Source organism: Planctomicrobium aquicomposti, assembly GCF_051466325.1.
Classification (GTDB): domain Bacteria; phylum Planctomycetota; class Planctomycetia; order Planctomycetales; family Planctomycetaceae; genus Planctomicrobium.
The window spans coordinates 151560-170996 of sequence record NZ_CP195792.1 but is presented as its reverse complement, the minus strand read 5'-3'; the positions used below and the strand labels follow the sequence as shown (position 1 = coordinate 170996).

The window sequence follows — 19437 nt, the reverse complement described above, 5'->3', positions numbered from 1 at the left end:
CGGGTTATTGTGGCGGAGGGGGAGACCAGTCCCCCCACTCCTTGAGATAATGTTGAAAGCCTGCCACGTGTTCACAGTGTTCTTCCAGCCAGGCCTTCGTCTGGTCAACCAGTTCCTGCTCCCGGGCGAGTGAGATCTGCCCCAGCAGCACCCGCGACCGGAGAAAGACGAAATAGGTGTCGAGGACATCGCAGCGGCAATAGTCATTGACCTCGCGCGCCCGCCCCCCATCGTACATGTCCTGCACCTGGGACCCATCGATTCCCGATTTCCCGGGCTTGCCGATCAGGTTCGCCAGCAGGTTCAGCCCCCCGGTAAAACGTGTGGCGCCAAAGTTGGTGAACAGGTCCATCATGTCGAGATGCGAGGTGCGGTTGTAGCGGTTCCTCATTTGCTCGTAGGTCGGGCCGGTCGTGTTGAACCAGTCGGGCAACGGGATGCCGTAGCGAAAGGCAGCCAGCTCCAGCACCGGCAGGTCATAGCCCCGTCCGTTGAACGTGACGAGCGTCGGCCGTCCGTAGTGCCGCCAGCCCTGCCAGAAATGCTGCGTGATGACATGCGGCCGGTATTGAGGCTCATCAAGGGCGGTCACGTCGATCAGCTGGAAGTCGGAGGCGACTTTCGCCACGACCACCGAGATCGGCAGCACGAAGGTGGGGGGCAGAACATCGCGACCGGTCTGTTCCAGCAACTCGTCGCGATACTTCCGCAGAGCCTCTTTCCCGGAAAGCCCCTGACCGGCATATTTCACCTTGGAGATCAGGTCGCCGTCACCGACAGCCTCGACATCGAAAATCAGGTATGAGACCTGTGGAGTGGGCATTTTTTCGCGCTCCCGGCTGGGGCTGCCGATTCATCGCTGCAATCAAGAAGAGATTTATCTTTCCACGCGGAAATGACATGCGACGATCCCAGTCAGAATTGCCATGGGCGGAACTTGAATCGTCTCGCGAGGAGAGTACCATGCGTATGGATGACAAGATATCCATTCGCTGATGCCATTCCAGAGCTGTCGGCTCTGCCTCGACCGCGCAAGAGTACTACGCACAACAGATCTGAGCTGAGGTCGGGGGAATCGGGATGAACGACAAGCACCACGCTTTCGAGTCCAAGGATTAGCTATCGCATCGCTGGGAGCCGAGGGAGTCGCTCCGGGACGATCACCAGTGAACCCCTTCTTGGACGATGGGCGTTCGCAAATCGCTGAACACGGAACCTGTTCACATGGCCCCGACACTCGCAGAAATCCGAACTCGCTTCCGGACCAGTCCGCAGTGCAAAATTGTCTCGGCTGATGTCTACATCAGTCGGCTGACCGGTCGCGACCAGCTCGTCCGGGCGGATGAACCGAGCGCCAACCTGCTCGGACTGCTCGATGAGTCCACCGGAACCCGCATCCTCGTGCCGGCGGAGGAATTCATGCGTCACCACCAGTGCGGCAGTCCCGCCACCTGCTGAAGCGGCCTGCAGTCTTTTTAGCTCGCACTGCCGGGTTTCGACTGCCGGGGTAGCGTTCCCGACGGGATGCGCTCCCGATTCGTGATGTCACGGATTTCCCTTCCTTTCCCTTGAAAGCGGAGGGGATTCGCCTCACCACCCCTTGTCGCGCCTGGCCTGGCGACACAAAAGCCAACCCCGCAAGAACTTGCACAACAGATTTTCTGGCGGGGGGCTTCGTTCCTCTCCATCCGCGCCGCAGAAGTTGCCGCTGTCTCCGTGCCCTCTCACAACCGGTTCAATCGACGGGACTTTCTCGATGCGAGTGGTCGGCCCCGCTGCGCGAACAGGGTCTGCCGATCTTAGAAATCTGCGAAAAACGGTCTACCCAAAAGGTTTTTCCCGTGTTCTAATAGAGTCGCTCAGGGAATGGCTTCCGCAAAACGCACATGTCTCCATGACAGCGTCCGGGAGCCGGATGAAGGACTCAGCGGTTGTACTTGGAGTGAAACAGGGGCCTGTTTCTACTCGTGCAACAGTTTCCCAGGGGTGAGCGCCAGCCGCCTGGACCTCCGCCAGTCCCAACCGAAGTCCCGAAATCATCAGAGAATTTGCCGATCGCGCCTCGTCACCATTCGTTTCGGCCCCTATGGGGTCCGGTGGTGCATTGCCTTGCTGTTGCGGCACCTGTGCGACGACCGGTTTTTAGAATAGAGAGTGGAAATGCAAGAAACAGTGAGATTTACGCGTCTCCTGCCCTCCAGCGAAGTCCCCCGTTACACCCATGTCCCCGGTTCCGGAACGCCGCACCCTTACCGCGATCCCCGCGGCCACAGCTATAACAAGCGTCCTCAGGCTCCCAAAGGTCTGAAGGAGTCTCAGTGGGCGGAAAACCGCAGCTACCTGATGGCCTTGGACTATTTCAATCTGGGCTTTTACTGGGAAGCTCACGACGAATGGGAACGTCTGCTGCGGGCGACCGGGGCCGACACGTTGTGCGGTCTGTTCCTGAAGGGGCTGGTCAAAATGGCCGCCGCAGGTATCAAGGTTCGCGAAGAGAGCATCCACGGGGTGCGTCGACACGCGGCGTCGGCTGGTGAAGTCTTCGCCGACGTGGCTGCGGAGTCGGATCAGGACCGTTACTGCGGACTCAACTTCACGCTGCTGCAGTTCGCCGCCGACCGCGCGGCTCAACTGGCCTATCCGACCGATCTTGAGCCGGGCCGTCCCCTGCGGGTCTTCCCGTTCCTGCTGGTTCCGGAGCCAGTTCCGCTCCTTTGATCAACAAAGCCAACATGGAATCACCCAGCCTTCACGGCTGGGTTTTTTCTGCGCGGTTGGTGAGCTCACCATGAACACTGCGGAGCTGCCGTTCGCCCTTCGATGGGCGGTTTTTCAGACAAAAAGCGAGGGGCGGCAACACTACTTTGCCGGAGGAAGAGGAGCCATCAGTTCAATCGCCAGCTCCTGAGTGATATTGCGGATGTAGGTGCGGGGACTGAGTCGACTCAGCTCATGATGCTCCACAATCCCTCGCGGCGGCGGCTTGCGCAGAATCCGCGCGTTGAAGTGCGAGGGGGCGAGCGGTTCATCGTCGATGGGCGCATCCCAGGTCCGCTGGATGCGTTCAATCAGCAGGCCATCGTAACTCTGGCGACGTTCAATCGTGGCGCAGACCCGGATCGGTCGAAACGGCTGAATCTCGGTCACCTGCACGATCCAGATTTCATCGGTTCCAACAGGAATCTCGGAAGCCTGTGGGCATTCTTCCGGCTGGGGAGCGCCCGCGTAGGGAGCCCCCGGGAGAGGAAAGTTGGGAGGTAACAGGATCGCCTGACAATACGGGACCTGATTCAGTGCCGCGACCAGTTCCTGAGTGAAGAACGTCCGCTCTCCCGGAATGCCGACCGTCGAGCGGTCCAGAACGGAAACGGAACGGGGAATCGGCTGATTCGCATCGAGCAACGGACCACATTCCGCCGGAGGCGCAGTGGGCTCGCACTTCTTCCACGGAAACCAGGACTGACAGCCCGAAACCATGAGGAGGGCGATGCCCATCAGGCAGAGCAGACTGGCCGGCCGTCTCCACGGACCTGAAGAGGAGTGGCTTGAGGACTTCATCGGGGTGTGCCTCCGCGACCGGCCTGCTGTTGCCGCAGCAGTTTGTGCAGCGTCTCATTGAGTTCCGTGAGTGCTTCGAGGTCCGCCTGTTGCTGACTCTGGAATGTGGTCTCCAGTTGCCGGACCTGCTGCTGGGACCGGGTCACTTCTCCATTCAGACGAGCGATCTCGGCATTCGCGGTCTGCAATTCGCCGCTGACCGTCTGCAAAGCCTGCCGGGTTTGCGTCAGTTCTTTTTCGAGTTCAGCAAGCCGTTGAGTCAGCAGCTCCGTCTGTCGTGACACTTCATCGCGCCACTGCTGCATGCCCGGCAGACAGGGATCGGACTGCGGTTTGGCCCCGCCATTTCCGACGGAAGGCTGCAGGATCAGCGGTTGTGGTACGGGAGTGACCGGCGGGGCAGGGGGTGGCTCATAGGCGACAGTCTGAATCGCCTCCGGCTGGGGAGGAATGAACGCCACCTGGGAGGGAAGGGGGGCCAGTTGAGGAATCCCCGGGGCCAGCATCCCTTGTCCTCCGGCAACACTGGAGAGGGGAGGGAGTGCTGCCTGCGGCTCCGACTCAGCCGCTGTAGGGCGGACGCTGCGCAGCGATTGACAACCGGTGGTTCCTGTCAGGAGAACGCCTGCCAGCGACAAGGCGATCCGCAGTGAAGAGCGGTGGGATCTCATTCTGAACTCCGCCGTGGACTGGCCACTCATCAGGGTCTGTCAGGGGCACGAGTGCCTTCGGAATCGGGAGGGGCTGATTACAGGGGATAGTCGCAGTCGAGGATGATCAGCTCGCCGCAAGCGCAGCGGATCTGAATCTCGCGGATGATGTTGCCTTCCCGACGCAACGAGACCACCGGAGTTCCTTCCGCCGACTTGTCGGCGATGACAATCGGATGAGGAGCCATCCGCACCTGATGTCCGGAGATGATGGGTCCCCCTTCTCCACGGCAGGGAATTGCAGCAGCGGGAAGCGTTTCTGTGTTCAACATCGGTCACCGATCAATCTGCGTGCGGGAGGCACAGGCTGTCATCGCGAAAGTGTCAGGAGTCTCGACCAGAGCAAGGGAAGACCTGCCGGGGTTTGTGGGCTGTTAACCGGCACGCAGGCGTGTCCGTTCCAGAATCCCTTTCAGTTGCATCTGAGCCCGGGCGAGCAGCCGCGAAACACGCGATTCCGACAGCCCGAGGACTTCACCGATTTCGGCAAGCCTCAACTCGTCCGTGTAGTACATCGACAAGATGGCCCGGAGCCGGTCCGGCAACTGTTCGATCGCATTGGCCAACAGACGCTGTTCATCAACCGCATCCAGTTGGTCAATCAGATCGCTGTGGGCTGTATCGGGTCGCTGCCAGTTGGAAAGCTCTTCGCTCCACGATTCGGGTTGTGTCAGTCGCACCGCAGCAATGCAGTCTTCGACTTCCGCTTCGGTCAGCCCGCAGTGCCGCGCGAGCGTGGCAGGAGAGGCGTTTTCGCCCAGCAGTTCCCAGGCGTGACGGATACTGCTCCACTGCTGCAGGACATGCTGCGAGAGAGGGCAGTTGCGTCGAAGTTCATCGAGGATCGCGCCACGGATGCGATGATAGGCGAAGGTCCGGAAGTCGATGCCGCGCGTGGTGTCGAACTGTCCAGCCGCCTCCACCAACCCCAGAATTCCCGCAGAAGCGAGATTGTCGCTGTCGACCGACTGCGGCAAAGAGACCAGCATACGCCCCAGCAGGTGCTGCACGTAGTCAAGGTTCTCCACGACCAGACGGTCGCGCAGCTCCTTCTGAGTCGTGTTCTGGTAGGCCTTGACTGCCGCGTCCATGCGATTCATTCAAGCGAAAAGGGGGTCGTGTCCGCGTCCCTGCGGAGCTCTGGAAAAGGGAACTCAGTCTTCGTCTGCCTGGGGAGTGATCACCCTCCAGGTGAGCAGCAACGTCAATGAGAACACGCCCATCAGCAGGCTGCCGATGAGCGCCCGCACCAGAATGGTTTCCGGTTCGAGATTCATCGCCACCCCCGTGAGCGTGACCAGACAACCGGCGAGAATCCCGGCGGCTGATGCCCACGGCAACGGACCTGAGGACTGTTTTTGCTTCATGTTCGGCAACAACGGTTGAGGGCGGTCTGGTTATGGGAGAATTGTTTCCAACATCGTGGTTCACGCAGCAGCCAGTGCCCCCGAACGGGATTCATGGAGTGTCGAGGAGGGAGACTCGGCAGCGGAGCGCAGGTCGTCGGCAGGAAAGAACTCGTGATAAGGAAGGATCGCCACGGGATCGAGCGCTGCTTCTCCGGGGATCTCCTGATAGGCCAGCACTCCCAGTCCGGGAGCCACGCGTAACAGCAGATGTCGAAGCGGTCGCCGGAGGGCGCGGTCGACCAGCAGCGCCAGCGGCTGTTCATGACGGATCGAATTCTGCCACTGATCCCCGATCAGTCGCAGCAGCACTTCCATCGGCTTCGCCCCGATGGCGAGCTGTCCATTGCGGACCGATTCCCGCAGGCGGGTTTCCAGTTTCGGCTCAAACGCGAGGATGTGGAGTGCCCCTTCCGGAGCGCGATATCTGTCGCAGATCAAACGGCCCAGGTCTTCCCGTACAGCATCGGTGAGCTCGTTGGCGGTCTTGGCGTGCGGGCTGTGATTAGCGATCGACTCCAGCACAAGCGTGAAGTCCGCCAGCGGCACCCCTTCTTCCGCCAGCTGTTGAATCACCTGATGCAGCACTCCCATCCGCACGGTTTCGGATTTCAGTTCGTCGACAATGGTCGGTGCGAATTCGCGAACGCGGTCGAGCATCTGCTTGAGGGTCTCGCGGGTGATCAGCTCGTGGCCATGCCGTTTGAGGATCTCACCCAGATGTGTGATCAACACGCTGGTGGCGTCGACGACGGTGTAGCCATGCGCCTCCGCCTGTTTGACGAGCGTGGAATCAATCCAGCGGGCCGCGAGGTCAAAAGCGGGCTCGCGCGTTGCTTCTCCCGGAATTTCGACACGGACTTTCTCGGGGGCGATCGCCAGATGTTTCTCGGTGCGCAACACTCCCTGTCCCACCTGTCGACCGGCGATCAGCATGCGATACTGATCCGGCTCCAGCTGCAGATTGCTCCGCACACGAATCGGAGGAATCCAGATTCCTTTCTCGCGTGAAAAGTCGACACGCAGGCTGCGGATTCGTTCCGCGAGTCCCTTGGCCGACTTGGGATTGATGAGGGCGATCAACCGGGCACCGACTTCGATCGTGGCGCGGTCCGTCGTGAGGAACTCTCGCAGATCTTCTTCGGGTGTCGCTTCCGCGACGGGGACAGGGGCTGGTTCGGCGGCCTGTGCCTTGCGGGCTTTGTTCGTGCGATTGGAAAGATAGATCAACAAGCCCATCGCGATGGCCAGAAACGGCACCTTGGGAATGCCGGGGACCAAGGCCAGCAGCACCAGCAGTCCGACACCGATCCACAGGGGTCGCTCCTGCCGGAGAAACTGCCCTTCAATCTCCTGCCCCAGGCTGGTTTCCGAAGTGGTCTTCGTCACCAGAATCCCCGCGGTGGTGGCGATGATCAGCGCCGGGATCTGCGAAATCAGACCATCGCCGACCGTCAGGATCGAATAGGTGGTCATCGATTTTCCGAACGACATGCCGTTGGAAACCCCGATGATCACTCCGCCGACCAGATTGATGGCGGTGATCAGCAGGCCGGCAATCGCATCACCCCGGACGAATTTGCTCGCCCCGTCCATGGCTCCGTAGAACTCGGTCTCCTGTGCCAGTTCCTGTCGGCGTTTGCGGGCCACCACATCATCGATCGCTCCCGCGTTCAGTTCGGCGTCAATGGCCATCTGCTTGCCGGGGAGGGCATCAAGAGTGAAACGCGCCGCGACTTCGGAGATTCTCCCTGAGCCCTTGGTAATCACCACGAACTGAATGACCACCAGAATCAGGAAGATCACGAGTCCGACCACCAGATTCCCCCCGACGACAAAGTTGCCGAAGGCAGCCACAATCGATCCTGCATGTGCGGAGAGCAGAATCAAGCGGGTCGTCGCCACATTGAGAGAGAGCCGGAAGAGGGTCAGTAACAGCAGCAGTGATGGGAAGACCGTCAGATCGAGAGCCCGCCGGGTGTTCAACGTCACCAGCATCAGCAGAATCGTCACGCTCAGGTTGGCGGCGATCAGCAGATCGAGCAGCACCGGCGGCAAGGGAATCAACATGATCCCCAGCACAGCCAACAGGCCAACCGAGAGCAGCGTTTCGCTCTGGTAAAGCCAGCTCGTGCGTGAGGCGGTGGTATTCATGGAAGGGGTCGCGGCGGACAGGGATCAATCCAATTTCAACGAAAACTTGAGCGACGTCAGTCAAAGCTGAGGCTGAGAGCACGGGCAATCAGATGCCAGCCGTCAATCAGGACGAACAGCAGGATCTTGCAGGGGGTGGAAATCACCACTGGAGGCATCATCATCATTCCCAGCGCCATGAGGATGATGGACATCACGAGGTCGATCAGGACAAACGGCAGGTACAGGCAGAAACCCATGATGAATGCTGTTTTCAGTTCGCTGATCACAAAGGCGGGGACAAGCGTCGTCAGGGGCAGGGATTCTGCCGTGGCAATTTCGCCGGTTCCGGAAAGATCCATGAACAGCAGCAGGTCTTCGTTGCGGGTCTGCTTCAGCATAAAATCCCGCAGGGCGGCCGAGCCGGCAGTCCAGGCTTCGGCTCCGGTACTCGTTCCCGCCAGGTAGGGGGAAATGGCGGTCGCTTCGATCTTTGAAAAGGTCGGCGCCATGACGAACATCGTAAGAAACAGTGACAGCCCGAGAATCACCTGTGTCGGTGGAATTTCCTGCGTGGAGAGAGCCCGCCGGACAAACGACAGCACGATGACGATCCGCGTGAACGCAGTCATCGTCACCAACGCGGAAGAGAGAAACGTCAGCGCTCCCAGAAACAGCGCCACTTTCATTTGTGGCGACAGACTCTGAAACGCTTCCGTTTCAAGGATCTTCGTGATGGTGGTCGGGTCGTTCATGTCGTCCGTGACTCAGGGAAGGAAAAGATCAGCCGGATGTGCGACTCACGGGATTCAGTTCTGCCTGTGCAGCCAGAGATTCGAAATCGCCCTCGTGGCCGGGCCAGCTCGGCAGCAGGGTGACCGAACGGATTCCTCCCTGATCGGCCGCCACGATGAGCCGTTCGCTTCCGACCGAGACCAGATGCAGCCCCGCCCGTCCGAACTTCAGGGTTTCCTGAATCCTTAATGAGCCGACGGCTGACTGTGTGACAGGCTGAAGTCCCAGCCGTCTCATTGTGAACAGGCCCGTCCCCACCACCAGCAGCAGTGCGATTGTCCACTTCGAAATGCGGGCGGCATCGTCTGTCAGACTGTCACGCTGCTGCAGCGAGGACTGCCCCTCACGAGACAGTGATTCTTTCAGTCGCGCCCGCAGGTCACCTGTCTGCAGCGACTGAGTGGGCACCGTCACCGCCGTGCTGCGTCGGTCCGACTCGACTTCAAAGCCTGCGGGCAGCACGATAAACGGTTCAGGGTCGGCGTGGAAGATCTCGATTCCCTTTCCCGCGGAGGGGAGTAAACGCGGTTCCTGTGCGCAGACGTCAACCGCAACTGCCAGCCCGCACAGGCTGCCGGTCAGCAGAAGGGAGAGCAGTTTGAGGAAGGGATTGACCAATGTTCGCTCAGCAAGTTGACCCGGGTAGAACTCTCGACAAAGACACTCGACTCTGGCTGTCGGCACTCACCGACTGCGAGGACTCGCCTGTCGGTTCAATGGCGGGAGTTGGCTGCCGGTTCGATCTCGACGATCCGCACGGCATAACGTTCGTCGACCACGCAGACTTCACCCCGTGCGAGCCGCACTCCCTGCGCGATGATGTCCACGGGCTGGCTGACGACTCGATCGAGCTGAATGACTGAACCTTCCGCGAGCTGCAACATCTCGCCGATGGGCATCGAGACCCGGCCCAGCTCGACAGAGACGGGAACGCTGACGTCATAAAACCGTTTCAGCGGGGCGCGCGATTCGGAATATTGAGGTCCGGTCGCGGCGGGGAATTCGACTGGATAAACGCTGGTCGATTCGGTGGTGATGTCTGCCATGTGGAGGTCCATTCAGAAACGGCGGCGTATCGGGACTGGCGATGCACAATCCGTCATCCGGTCAGGAGACAGGAGTGAGTATGGAAGGGCCGCTACCGTTCAGCAGGCCGAGATTAGTTTCATTGTGAATGAGGTGAGTGATTTCAAAAGCCTGTCGAGAGCCGATCCGCACCGGGAGGCCCGCCCATTTGGGGGTCCCTTCGACACGGGCCAGAGCGGGGCGGTTCAGGAACTGGTCAAGCAGAAGAACGTCGCCGACATTCAGCCGTTCGATCTGCGACATGGACAGCTGCGCGGTGCCGAGTTCCACGACCATTTCGACCGGAATTCGCTCGGTCAGGCTGGCGAGCGCAGGATCGGATTCACGTTCGCCGGCAGGAGCTTCCCCCAACTCATCAAAGATCAGCCGTTCGGTCCCTTCTTTGAGCAGCAGCCAGTGGCAAGTTTCCTCACCAAAGCGGGAAGTGAGTTGCAGTCGACCGACTAGCAACGCGGAGTCCATCGGAAAGAGACGGGTCCGCTGTGGTCGAGCCGTCAGATCGAGGTAGCGGCATTTCAACGGGGTCGATCCGGGCCAGGCGTCGCCCATCGCCTCGGCCAGCTTTTGAAAGAGCAGTTCCAGCATGGCCGATTCGACAGCACTGAGCCGGCTGCAGTCCGTGGCTGACTCTTCACTGAGTTCCAACAGGTCGGCGATCAGACCGCGAACCTGCCGGGCGGTAAAAACAATCATCGACGGAAGATGAGCTTCTCCAATCGACAGGTAGACCCCCAGTCCGTCCTCAGGAAGTCGTTGCAGCGTGCTGCGGAGCTGTGCGGGATCGACGGCTACGGACTTCAGCTCCACAGGATGCGACAGCAGCGAACTCCATGATTCCTGGGCCACGGTACAGGTGCTGGCCAGCCACATCGACAATTGCCGAAACGCGTCCGTGGAAGGACGTCGGGGACTCTTGAAGTCCAGGATTTTGAGTGTTTCGATTTCGGACATGGCTATTGCACATTGAACTCTTCGAACAGCACGTCGTAGATGCGTTCGTAATTGTCGGGGAAGAGAACGGAATTGAAGTGATCGCGAATCTCGCGACGAAGCATGTTCTGTCCGGCTTTGCCCCGGATATCATTCAGGTCTTTATCAGCGAGATGACTGAGCATCCAGTTCTGCAATACGGGCTGTTTCTCGTCGATCGCTTTCTTGACGGTGAGTTCGTCATTCTTGCGGACATGCAGCGCCAGCTTGATGTGCAGATAACGGTTCAGGCGGCCTTCATCGAGATTCACCGTCGCTTCCCCGAACGGCATAAAGACCATCGATGAAAGATCGGTCGCCACTTTTGTGGAGGGTGCTGACTCCGTGGAGCCAGGAGGGACGGCATGAGCCGACGGCAGCGACGTCAACGCCATGGGCACGGCAGCGCCGACTGTGGCAGCGACCGTCCCGACGACAACCCAGGGGAGGACTCCTCCCTTCTTGGCGGTCTCGGCGACTCCCTCTTTGCTTTCCTGATCTGACATCGTAGCGGTTGCCTGGAGGGACGATGGCGAATGGCTGGCCCGAATCGGGACGTGATCGACAGAAGCAGCGCTGCCTTCTGTTGATGTTGAGATCCATCCAGCCCTCGAGAGATGGATTCCTGCCTCATTACGTCGACCTGCAAACCGGAAGACCTTGAGGGTTGTAGCGACCACCACTTGATGTTTTAGAGGTTTCCAGCGGATGTGAGTGAAATGGTCTCAAGATGCAACATGCGTAGTTATACGCAGCAATGCGTAGAAATTAGCTACGTGGTTCCTCACCACACTGCAAAGCAGGGGTTTTAGGAAGACCGTTTTGATTGACTTGGCCCTTTCCGGTTTTGGCGAATGAAACAGGCTGCATGGTTGAAGTGACTCGCGTCGACGAGATGAGCAGAAGCCGAGAGAAGCGTCAGTTCGGCTTCAGTTTGTTCGAAAATCGAACGCAGCGAGTTGAAAGTGCATTCGACATGATCTCCGGGCTTTATAGCGCCGCCGCCGCGATGCAATCTGCAACGCACCAGCACGAAGCGATCGCGAGGAATCTCGCGCATGCCCAGATGCCCGGCTATAAACGTATGAATTTGCTCCAAACCCCTCCGCCAGACAGTTTCGAGAGCGCTCTGTCGAACGCTCTTGCAGGAGGACCACAAGGGTCACACAGCAGCGAAATTCAACACGACTTCAGCCAGGGTCCGCTCGAGAAAACCGATCGTGTGTTCGATCTTGCGCTGCAGGGGGAAGGCTTCTTTGTTGTCGAGGGAAAAGAGGGACCGCTCTATACCCGCAACGGCAGCTTTCACCTGTCAGCTGATGGACGACTCGTCACGGCCGATGACCTCCCTGTGCAGGGGGAGAGTGGCGACATCCGGATCGAAGGAGCCGACCGCCCGATTACGGTCACTCAGGATGGAACCATCAAATCGGGAGAGGTGAGCTTCGGACAGATCAAAGTCGTCCGGTTTTCCGATCCACAGCAACTGCAGCCGGCTGGCGTGACCTTGTACTCCGCTCCGGAGGAAGCGGGGCCTCTGGATGCCGAGAAGGCCGTTATCCTGCAGGGAATGCAGGAGCGGTCGAACGTCTCTCCCATCCAGGAACTGGTCGAGATGATCGCTGCCCAACGGCGGCACGAAGCGGCGCAGCGTTCGATGACGCTGCTGAACGAATCCATGCAGAAGCGGATTAACGTCAACAGTTCCACATAGGCATGATTGCCTGTTTCCATACCTCCTCCCAGCGGGATGATCGACTGCACAGCCACACCCTCTCTCGCGTAGAGAACCGATCGCTCCTCCCCAGAGATGTCGCCATCCCTCCGAACGTTTAACACCAATGCTAAGCATCACAACACACTGACCGATCCCGCGTGTGATTCGTTCCCGATTTATTAAAAAGTGAATGCATTATGTTGCGAGCACTCTATACCAGCGCCACAGGCATGAAGGCGCAGGAAATGATGATCGATAACACCGCGAACAATCTGGCGAACGTGAATACCGCCGGCTTCAAGCGGAGTCACCTCGATTTTGCCGACCTGCTGTATTCCACTTCGAAGCAGCCGGGCATGGAGGTGGCCTCCGGACAGGTCACTCCCACCGGCCTGCAGATCGGCAGCGGGGTTCGGCCTGTCGGCACGACCAAGGTCTTTACGAACGGCACATCCGAACAGACCGGGAATCCGCTCGATCTCTCCATTGAAGGTGACGGCTTCTTCGCGGTGCAGCTACCGAATCAGGAGTTGCGCTACACCCGCAACGGGGCGTTTCGACTGGATGCGACCGGTCAGGTCGTTACCGCAGACGGCTACCTGCTGAATCCACCAATTACCGTGCAGAACGGAATCGACCTTTCGAAGCTGACCATCGGTGCGGACGGCACGATCAGTGGCGTCATTGCGGGGACTCCCGATTCTTCGGTCAATCTGGGGCAGCTGCAGATCGCCCGCTTCACCAACCCGGCGGGACTGTCGAGCGAAGGGGGGAACCTGTATGCCGCGACCCCCGCTTCCGGAGCAGCGATTCTCGGAAATCCCGGAATCAACGGGACCGGATTTCTCCGGCAGTCCGCACTGGAGGGATCCAACGTGGAAGTCGTCACCGAGCTGATCGCGCTGATCTCGGCGCAACGGGCTTATGAGATCAATTCCCGTGCGATTCGTGCGGGAGACGAGATGTTGTCGACCTCAGCCGACATTCTGCGATAACGATTGAGGATCTGGAGGGAGACATCATGATCCGACGTGCGATGCTGTGGAGTCTGTTGTGCGGGCTGCTTCCGACCGCGCTGCAAAGCGGTGAAAGCCAGCCCGGAGCGCCCACGTGCGCAGTCGTGCAATTGCAGCCCGGATCGCGTGCCGGCGGCAGCCATGTGCGTCTGGGTGATGTCGCGGAGATCGTTGACCAGAATCCTAACCGCAAGCTGCGGCTGCAGGAGATTGACCTCGCTGATCTGCGAGGGGATGAAGATCTGCTGCTGACCCGTTCGCGAGTGGAGGTGCGACTGCTGCTCGCGGGCTACGCCCCGGATGAAGTCACCGTCACGGGTCCAGAGCGGATTCTCGTTCGTCCGCTGAAGCCGGTGGAACTGACCGATCTCGGAATCGAGCAGGCTGTCTTTCAACAGCTCTGTGAACAGTACCAGGTCTCACCGAGTGATTTGCATGTCAAACTGGTCAATCCGTTTCTGGGCAGCTGGCTGGATCATCAACTGCCGTTATCGCAACCCTCGATCGAGCTGGTCCCCACTCCACAACTGCCGCTGGGTCGAACTCAGTTGACGGTTCGCCTGCGGGATGGGAATCGGGTCGTCGCGGCCCGGTCCGCAGTATTCGAAATCGGTCGACGACAGCAGGTCGTGGTCGCCCTCGCCTCGCTGGATCGCAGTCACGTCGTCACGGTGGAACACCTGCGGGAAGAGGTGCGTTATGTCGACAGCCCGATGGACCAGTTATCCGTCGACCGCATCACCGGACGGAAAGTGCTGGTGCCGCTGAAGCCGGGGGAAGTCGTCACGCTGCGACATCTTTCGGCCGAGGCTGCGCCGGAAGCAGAAGTGCTGATTAAACAGGGGGACGCCGTTCGGCTGATTGCCAGAAAGGGGGTCCTGACAGTGGTGGTCCCGACTGCCGTGGCGTTGCAGGCGGGACGGGAAGGGCAGGCGATACGAGTCCGGAATACGGAGTCGAATCGGGTCGTGACAGGCCGGGTGATCGCGCGGGGCGAGGTGGAAGTTCCGTTGTATTAGAGCAAGTGGCTCTTTCCTATCCTCGCGCAGCAAGCGTTTCGCCTGGTGAAAGGCTGAAATCCGCGTGGCGAGGAAGGGGCCATCAGAAGTCAAAAGCTCGGGCCCCTTTGTCAGGGTGCGGGTGGACTGGCTTCGATTCGGCCGCGGCCTCGCACTGACCAACAATTGTCGGAAAAGAATTCGATAACGATGGGAGCAAGGATGTCCCTCTTCAATTCACAATCGAGACTGGTGCTGGGCTGCTTGGCCTTGTCGTGCAGCACTACGGCTCGCGTGTTCGCGGAAAACATCTGGCAGCAGCGAACACCGAACAACGGCTTTCTGTTTTACGACTCGAAAGCCCGTAATATCGGCGACCAGGTGACTGTCCTCATCGCCCAGAATACAGACATCGCCAACGTTGAAGATCGCGGGATGTCCAAATCGACCTCCAGCAAGGGATTGTTCAACTTCAAAGGGGCCAGCGACGGTGGGTTTGGAACCCAGGGGGCTTCTGCCTCGCTCGATACCTCCCTCACCTCCGGCAGAAAGTTTGACGGCCAGTCCGGCTACACCGCAGGTCAGGAGATCACCGATCGACTCACCTGCACAGTGATGGATGTGCTGCCCAATGGTGACCTGGTCATCGCCGGTGAGCGCCGGACCCGGATTGCCGGTGAAGAACGGATTCTCACGTTGACCGGCATCATTCGGGGATTGGACATCGGCCCCGACAACAGCATCGCCTGGAGATACGTCTCGCAGGCGAGACTCGATTATGAGACCGGCGGTCCCTCGCAGAAATTCACCCGGCAAGGTTGGCTGGGGCGGGCCACGAATGTGGTCTGGCCCTTCTAGCGCAGGTTGGTCTTTCCAGTCTCCGCGCAGCCAGCGCTTCACTAGGCCCGAGTCCGTGGCAATTCGGTCTGATCGCTAACCAATAGAGTCATCCCTCACGTGATCGAGTGCACAATGACGCAGGAGAACACCAAGCTGTCACGGCCCGCACGCTGGTCTGCATGCAGATCAGGGGGGTGCACCGCGTCCGCGCGGCACGCGCTGCGCTGCGTCGGCATCTTGCTGTTCGCGGTTCTGGCACTCGCGGCCACATCGCGGGGCGATGTGCGTATCAAGGACATCACCGATGTAGAAGGGGTCCGTCGCAATCAGCTGACCGGCATGGGTCTGGTCGTCGGCCTGAACGGAACCGGCAGTAAAAGTCCCATCACCCGGCAATATGCCATCAACATGCTGCAGCGCATGGGAAACCGTTTCGACCCGACCCTGCGAGAACGGCTCGCGACCGACACCACACAGAAAACAAATAACCTGTCTGTCGTCACGGTCACGATGGACCTGCCTGCATTCGCCCGGCGGGGAGCCCAGGTCGACGTGCTCGTCTCAACGTTCGATGACTGCACCAGCCTGCAAGGGGGCGTGCTGGTCATGACGCCGATGTTCGGTGCCGATGGACAGGTCTATGCGGTTGCCTCGGGGCCGATTTCGACGGGCGGCTTCAGCTTCTCCGGACAGGCGGCGAGTGTGCAGAAGAACTTTCCGACGACCGGCCGCATTCCGCTGGGAGCGACCATTGAAGAAGAAACCCTGACGCCGCTCGGACTGGATGGCACGATTCGTCTGCTGTTGAAGTCACCCGATTTTGAAACCGCCCGTCGCATTGCAACGGCGGTGAATCAGGAGATGGCCGGCATGGCGCAGGTTCTGGATGCCGCGACGGTCAACATCTGCATCCCTCCCGAGTACCGCGAGCGGGTCAGCGAGTATGTCGGGCTGGTCGGAAGCATGCACGTCATTCCCGATGTGAAGGCCCGTGTCGTGATTAACGAACGGACCGGCACTGTCATCATTGGCGAGAACGTGAAAGTCTCACGCGTGTTGATCACCCATGCCAATCTGGTGGTGACCACCTCGGAGAACCAGGAAGCCTCGCAGCCGAACGCCTTCAGCAACGGGAAAACAGAGATTCTCGATCGCACGCAGATCGGTGTGACGGAGGAAAAGAAAGCACTGACGCTGGTCGACGAGACCACGACCATCGGTGACCTCGCCAAGGCCCTGAACGCACTCGGAGTGGCGCCGCGCGACCTGAGTTCGATCCTGCAGCAGCTGAAAGAGTCAGGGGCTCTGCATGCCGAGCTGGAGTTCAAGTAAGTCGCACCTGTTTGTGAGTTCAAGACGAGTACAACCCGTCTGTGAAGGGACAGAGACATGAACGGAATCAGCCTGAACACCCCGATGCTCCCGATGATGTCCGATCCTGCCGCCACAGGTACCGAATTCCGGAATGCTGATCCCAAACAACTCGCCACCGAATTCGAAAGCGTGTTTGTTTCGATGCTGCTCAAGCAGATGCGCGAGTCCTCCACCATGGGTGGTGAAGGAGAAGGTCTGTTTCCCGGCGATTCGGCGGACACCTACGGGGGGATGTTCGACATGTATCTCGGGCGACATATCGCTCAAGCCGGTGGCATTGGACTCGCGGAATCGTTCAGCGGATCACTGCAGTAAGCCGGATTGAACCACGGTCACGGGGAACGCGATGAAACAACACCCACTCACACCCAGATTGCTGCGCCGAGCCGGTCAACAACTGCAGGATGAAATTCACCTGCTGCAGCGACTTGAGCAGGTCGTGGTCGCACTGGCCGAATGCGGGTCTTTCACAGCGGGTGTGGCTGCTCACCAGGGGGAGCTTCACGAGCTGGTGAATCTGTCACAGGTCGTGCGACAGCGTCGGGACGACTTGCGGCGCGAAGTTTCGGCCGCGTGGCAATGCGGAGCGGAACAGGTGCGGATGTCACGAATCGCTGCTGATCCCTCTCCGCTCGCGGCAGGACTGGAAGACTTGCGACAGCAATTGGCCTCGGCCGTGACGAAAACATTCGGACAGCTCCGGGCCACGCAGGTGACCCTGGGGATCTGGAACGGCGTCATTCACTCAGTCTTGCAGGGCGTCCTCACCTCGGCTGCAGGACCGGAGCGCTATTCCGCCAGTGGCCAGCGGGTCATTCCCCAGAATTTTGTGGGCATAACGCTAAGGTCGTGAGATGTCGGCATTCAATATCGGTCTGTCGGCGCTTCGCGCGAATCAGGTCGCGCTGCAGACGATTTCCAACAACATCGCCAACGCCAGCACGGAGGGTTACATCCGGCAGCGTGTGCAGCTGACGGAAGCCACACCGTTTCAGTCAGGTGGACTGCAGCTCGGCAACGGGGTGTTGATCGCAGGAGTCGAACGGGTTCGAGATCAGGCGGTTGAAACTTCGTTGACGTTGAATCTGTCTCAGTCCGCTGCCGGGCGGGCTGGATTGGAGGCCCTGCAGCAGATCGAACGGATCTACACGAGTGGAACCGGTTCGCTGACCGGACAGCTGTCGCAGTTTTTCAATCAGGTGGAGCAACTCTCCGTCAATCCCACGGCAGAGGTGCTGAAACGGGGCGTCCTCTCAGCGGCACAGGGAATTGCTCAGCAGATCAGCTCGTTCCAGTCGGACCTGTCGACGATGCGCCATCAGGTCGAGTCGCAGATTCAGGGAAAGGTCGACAGGGTCAACGAGCTGACAAAACAGATCAGCGAGCTGACCAGCCGGATCAACACGCTGTCGGCCGCCGGACAGCAACACAATACCCTGCTCGATCAGCGGGACCAGTTAATTCGTGAACTGGGGACGTTTGTCGATCTCAGCGCAGCCAGCCTGATCAACGAGGGGAGTGCCCTGGTGGCTGCGGATGGCTGGCTGGTCATCGGAGAAACGGTTCCGCGTCTGTCGACGTCCCGGACTGCAGAAGGAACTCTGGAACTGCGGCTGAGTGGTGGTCAGGGTCCGGTCACTCCACTTTCGGGAGAGCTGAGTTCCCTGCTGACAGTCGTCAATCAATGGATTCCGGAAACCATCGCGGCTTTTCAGGACTGGAGCCGCACCTTCGTGGGGGGGATCAATGCGATTATGGCTACCGGTCTCACTGCCGCCGGCCCCGCAGGCACTCTCACCGGCAGTACGGTAGTTGCTCATCCGGACGTCCCCCTGGCGCAGGCGGGGTTGGTGTTTCCGGTTCAGAAGGGCCGGCTGCATGTGACCGTCACCGACAACGCCACCGGTCGACAGTCGCTGCATTCCCTTGAGATCGATGTGAATCAGGACAGTTTGCAGGATGTGCTGGATCGTCTCGACGCTCTGCCGAATGTGGACGCCGCATTTCTCGCTGAAAATGGAAGGGCACGAATCAGCGGTGCGCCGGGGTACACGATCGACTTCACGGGACGACCGCAAACGCTGCCGGACACTTCCGCGATCAGCGGAACTGCGCGGCCGACCGTACAGGGACTCTCGCGCACGAGCACCAACAGCGACTGGATCATCACCGCCTCCGGCGAGGGAGTGATCGGAGTGACGCCGGGGCTGAAGCTGTTGGTGACAGACGCGAAGACCGGCAACGCGGTGGCCGAATTGAATGTCGGCAGCGGCTATCAGGCGAATCAACCTTTGGAAATCGCGGCAGGGCTCAGCCTGTCGCTCACTCCGGGAACGGTGATGGCCGGCGACCAATTCCACGTTGCGGCGATCGGCACGCCGGATTCGACCGGATTGCTGGCAGCTCTGGGGATCAATGCCCTCTTCGAAACCAATGACCTGCTGAACGTGCAGGTGTCATCGTCGCTGATCCGTCGACCGGAGTTGCTCGCAACCTCCCGGACCGGTGCGGGTGGAGACAATGAACTACTGATGAGGGTCACCGGATTTCGTCAGGCAAATCTGTTCTCACAGGGGACCGAGAACGCGGAAGATCGACTCGCTTCGATGACCAGCAGCCTGGGCGTGGCGGTGAATGCGAAACGGAGCGAGGTCGATCAGCTCAGCACATTCAGTGAACAACTGAAGGACCTGCAATCGGCGGTTTCGGGCGTCGATCCGAATGAAGAGCTGCTGCTGATGCTGCAGTTTCAGCGATCCTTCCAGGCTTCCGCCCGCTTTCTGAGTACGCTCAATGAAACTCTGGATGACCTGTTGGGTCTGGTGAGGTAAGGGA

22 protein-coding genes are annotated in these 19437 nt (G+C 59.7%); 10 read left to right on the top strand and 12 right to left on the bottom strand.

The features are described 5' to 3' along the window. Window positions 1–4: 4 nt before the first annotated feature. A complete protein-coding gene (locus tag SH664x_RS00730) occupies window positions 5–823 on the bottom strand; it encodes a ribonuclease H-like domain-containing protein (RefSeq protein WP_437204156.1) in 819 nt (272 codons plus the stop codon). Window positions 824–1224: 401 nt separating this feature from the next. Between SH664x_RS00730 and SH664x_RS00725 the strand changes: the two genes are divergently transcribed. Continuing rightward, entirely contained in the window at window positions 1225–1458 is a 234-nt protein-coding gene (locus SH664x_RS00725; protein WP_437204154.1) for a hypothetical protein, read from the top strand. A gap of 702 nt (window positions 1459–2160) precedes the next feature. Continuing rightward, a complete protein-coding gene (locus SH664x_RS00720) occupies window positions 2161–2718 on the top strand; it encodes a DUF309 domain-containing protein (protein WP_437204152.1) in 558 nt (185 codons plus the stop codon). Between the two features lie 141 nt (window positions 2719–2859). Here the strand turns inward: SH664x_RS00720 and SH664x_RS00715 are convergent, their stop codons facing one another. The 11 genes from SH664x_RS00715 to SH664x_RS00665 all read right to left on the bottom strand — a co-directional run bounded on the left by SH664x_RS00715 (window position 2860) and on the right by SH664x_RS00665 (window position 11163). Beyond that, window positions 2860–3558, bottom strand: coding sequence for a hypothetical protein (locus SH664x_RS00715; protein ID WP_437204150.1), 699 nt, complete (start codon window positions 3556–3558; stop codon window positions 2860–2862). Continuing rightward, entirely contained in the window at window positions 3555–4229 is a 675-nt protein-coding gene (locus tag SH664x_RS00710) for a hypothetical protein (RefSeq protein WP_437204148.1), read from the bottom strand. The genes SH664x_RS00715 and SH664x_RS00710 overlap by 4 nt, the downstream gene beginning before the upstream one ends. Window positions 4230–4306: 77 nt before the next feature. Next, window positions 4307–4540, bottom strand: a complete 234-nt coding sequence (locus tag SH664x_RS00705) for a hypothetical protein (protein WP_437204147.1) — start codon at window positions 4538–4540, stop codon at window positions 4307–4309. Between the two features lie 102 nt (window positions 4541–4642). Then, a complete protein-coding gene (locus SH664x_RS00700) occupies window positions 4643–5359 on the bottom strand; it encodes a sigma-70 family RNA polymerase sigma factor (protein ID WP_437204145.1) in 717 nt (238 codons plus the stop codon). A 63-nt stretch (window positions 5360–5422) separates the two neighbouring features. After that, window positions 5423–5635 (bottom strand): hypothetical protein, encoded by a 213-nt coding sequence (locus SH664x_RS00695; RefSeq protein ID WP_437204143.1) that lies wholly within the window; start codon window positions 5633–5635, stop codon window positions 5423–5425. Window positions 5636–5695: 60 nt separating this feature from the next. Further along, window positions 5696–7828: a flagellar biosynthesis protein FlhA gene (locus SH664x_RS00690; RefSeq protein ID WP_437204142.1), complete on the bottom strand. Its 2133-nt coding sequence runs from the start codon at window positions 7826–7828 to the stop codon at window positions 5696–5698. Between the two features lie 56 nt (window positions 7829–7884). After that, window positions 7885–8562, bottom strand: coding sequence for a flagellar type III secretion system pore protein FliP (gene fliP / locus SH664x_RS00685; RefSeq protein ID WP_437204140.1), 678 nt, complete (start codon window positions 8560–8562; stop codon window positions 7885–7887). Window positions 8563–8590: 28 nt separating this feature from the next. Next, window positions 8591–9220: a hypothetical protein gene (locus tag SH664x_RS00680; RefSeq protein ID WP_437204138.1), complete on the bottom strand. Its 630-nt coding sequence runs from the start codon at window positions 9218–9220 to the stop codon at window positions 8591–8593. Between the two features lie 95 nt (window positions 9221–9315). Further along, a complete protein-coding gene (fliN, locus tag SH664x_RS00675; protein WP_437204137.1) occupies window positions 9316–9648 on the bottom strand; it encodes a flagellar motor switch protein FliN in 333 nt (110 codons plus the stop codon). A 61-nt stretch (window positions 9649–9709) separates the two neighbouring features. Further along, window positions 9710–10639 (bottom strand): FliM/FliN family flagellar motor switch protein, encoded by a 930-nt coding sequence (locus tag SH664x_RS00670; RefSeq protein ID WP_437204135.1) that lies wholly within the window; start codon window positions 10637–10639, stop codon window positions 9710–9712. Between the two features lie 2 nt (window positions 10640–10641). Next, window positions 10642–11163: a flagellar basal body-associated FliL family protein gene (locus SH664x_RS00665; protein ID WP_437204133.1), complete on the bottom strand. Its 522-nt coding sequence runs from the start codon at window positions 11161–11163 to the stop codon at window positions 10642–10644. 362 nt (window positions 11164–11525) lie between these two features. Here SH664x_RS00665 and SH664x_RS00660 point away from each other — a divergent pair, with 362 nt between their 5' ends. From SH664x_RS00660 to flgK, 8 genes are all read left to right on the top strand, one after another. Then, window positions 11526–12371, top strand: coding sequence for a flagellar hook-basal body protein (locus SH664x_RS00660; protein WP_437204132.1), 846 nt, complete (start codon window positions 11526–11528; stop codon window positions 12369–12371). 200 nt (window positions 12372–12571) lie between these two features. Beyond that, complete coding sequence (gene flgG, locus SH664x_RS00655; RefSeq protein ID WP_437204130.1) at window positions 12572–13369, top strand: flagellar basal-body rod protein FlgG; 798 nt, start codon at window positions 12572–12574, stop codon at window positions 13367–13369. A 26-nt stretch (window positions 13370–13395) separates the two neighbouring features. Further along, window positions 13396–14409 (top strand): flagellar basal body P-ring formation chaperone FlgA, encoded by a 1014-nt coding sequence (flgA, locus tag SH664x_RS00650; RefSeq protein WP_437204128.1) that lies wholly within the window; start codon window positions 13396–13398, stop codon window positions 14407–14409. Window positions 14410–14610: 201 nt separating this feature from the next. Then, window positions 14611–15246: a flagellar basal body L-ring protein FlgH gene (locus SH664x_RS00645; RefSeq protein ID WP_437204126.1), complete on the top strand. Its 636-nt coding sequence runs from the start codon at window positions 14611–14613 to the stop codon at window positions 15244–15246. A 219-nt stretch (window positions 15247–15465) separates the two neighbouring features. Continuing rightward, entirely contained in the window at window positions 15466–16560 is a 1095-nt protein-coding gene (locus SH664x_RS00640) for a flagellar basal body P-ring protein FlgI (protein ID WP_437204124.1), read from the top strand. A gap of 57 nt (window positions 16561–16617) precedes the next feature. Next, window positions 16618–16917 (top strand): rod-binding protein, encoded by a 300-nt coding sequence (locus tag SH664x_RS00635; RefSeq protein ID WP_437204122.1) that lies wholly within the window; start codon window positions 16618–16620, stop codon window positions 16915–16917. 31 nt (window positions 16918–16948) lie between these two features. Beyond that, a complete protein-coding gene (locus SH664x_RS00630; protein WP_437204121.1) occupies window positions 16949–17455 on the top strand; it encodes a hypothetical protein in 507 nt (168 codons plus the stop codon). A 1-nt stretch (window position 17456) separates the two neighbouring features. Next, window positions 17457–19433, top strand: a complete 1977-nt coding sequence (gene flgK / locus SH664x_RS00625) for a flagellar hook-associated protein FlgK (protein WP_437204119.1) — start codon at window positions 17457–17459, stop codon at window positions 19431–19433. Window positions 19434–19437 lie beyond the last annotated feature (4 nt).

Excerpts from the sequence above, each read along its gene's own strand:
- fliN (WP_437204137.1), bottom strand. The coding sequence starts at position 9,648 with ATGGCAGACATCACCACCGAATCGACCAGCGTTTATCCAGTCGAATTC.
- fliP (WP_437204140.1), bottom strand. The coding sequence starts at position 8,562 with ATGAACGACCCGACCACCATCACGAAGATCCTTGAAACGGAAGCGTTT.
- SH664x_RS00700 (WP_437204145.1), bottom strand. The coding sequence starts at position 5,359 with ATGGACGCGGCAGTCAAGGCCTACCAGAACACGACTCAGAAGGAGCTG.
- SH664x_RS00645 (WP_437204126.1), top strand. The coding sequence starts at position 14,611 with ATGTCCCTCTTCAATTCACAATCGAGACTGGTGCTGGGCTGCTTGGCC.
- SH664x_RS00695 (WP_437204143.1), bottom strand. The coding sequence starts at position 5,635 with ATGAAGCAAAAACAGTCCTCAGGTCCGTTGCCGTGGGCATCAGCCGCC.
- SH664x_RS00630 (WP_437204121.1), top strand. The coding sequence starts at position 16,949 with ATGAAACAACACCCACTCACACCCAGATTGCTGCGCCGAGCCGGTCAA.
- SH664x_RS00660 (WP_437204132.1), top strand. The coding sequence starts at position 11,526 with ATGGTTGAAGTGACTCGCGTCGACGAGATGAGCAGAAGCCGAGAGAAG.
- SH664x_RS00725 (WP_437204154.1), top strand. The coding sequence starts at position 1,225 with ATGGCCCCGACACTCGCAGAAATCCGAACTCGCTTCCGGACCAGTCCG.
- flgK (WP_437204119.1), top strand. The coding sequence starts at position 17,457 with ATGTCGGCATTCAATATCGGTCTGTCGGCGCTTCGCGCGAATCAGGTC.
- flgG (WP_437204130.1), top strand. The coding sequence starts at position 12,572 with ATGTTGCGAGCACTCTATACCAGCGCCACAGGCATGAAGGCGCAGGAA.
- SH664x_RS00670 (WP_437204135.1), bottom strand. The coding sequence starts at position 10,639 with ATGTCCGAAATCGAAACACTCAAAATCCTGGACTTCAAGAGTCCCCGA.
- SH664x_RS00635 (WP_437204122.1), top strand. The coding sequence starts at position 16,618 with ATGAACGGAATCAGCCTGAACACCCCGATGCTCCCGATGATGTCCGAT.
- SH664x_RS00720 (WP_437204152.1), top strand. The coding sequence starts at position 2,161 with ATGCAAGAAACAGTGAGATTTACGCGTCTCCTGCCCTCCAGCGAAGTC.
- SH664x_RS00710 (WP_437204148.1), bottom strand. The coding sequence starts at position 4,229 with ATGAGATCCCACCGCTCTTCACTGCGGATCGCCTTGTCGCTGGCAGGC.
- SH664x_RS00715 (WP_437204150.1), bottom strand. The coding sequence starts at position 3,558 with ATGAAGTCCTCAAGCCACTCCTCTTCAGGTCCGTGGAGACGGCCGGCC.
- SH664x_RS00665 (WP_437204133.1), bottom strand. The coding sequence starts at position 11,163 with ATGTCAGATCAGGAAAGCAAAGAGGGAGTCGCCGAGACCGCCAAGAAG.
- flgA (WP_437204128.1), top strand. The coding sequence starts at position 13,396 with ATGATCCGACGTGCGATGCTGTGGAGTCTGTTGTGCGGGCTGCTTCCG.
- SH664x_RS00730 (WP_437204156.1), bottom strand. The coding sequence starts at position 823 with ATGCCCACTCCACAGGTCTCATACCTGATTTTCGATGTCGAGGCTGTC.
- SH664x_RS00690 (WP_437204142.1), bottom strand. The coding sequence starts at position 7,828 with ATGAATACCACCGCCTCACGCACGAGCTGGCTTTACCAGAGCGAAACG.
- SH664x_RS00705 (WP_437204147.1), bottom strand. The coding sequence starts at position 4,540 with ATGTTGAACACAGAAACGCTTCCCGCTGCTGCAATTCCCTGCCGTGGA.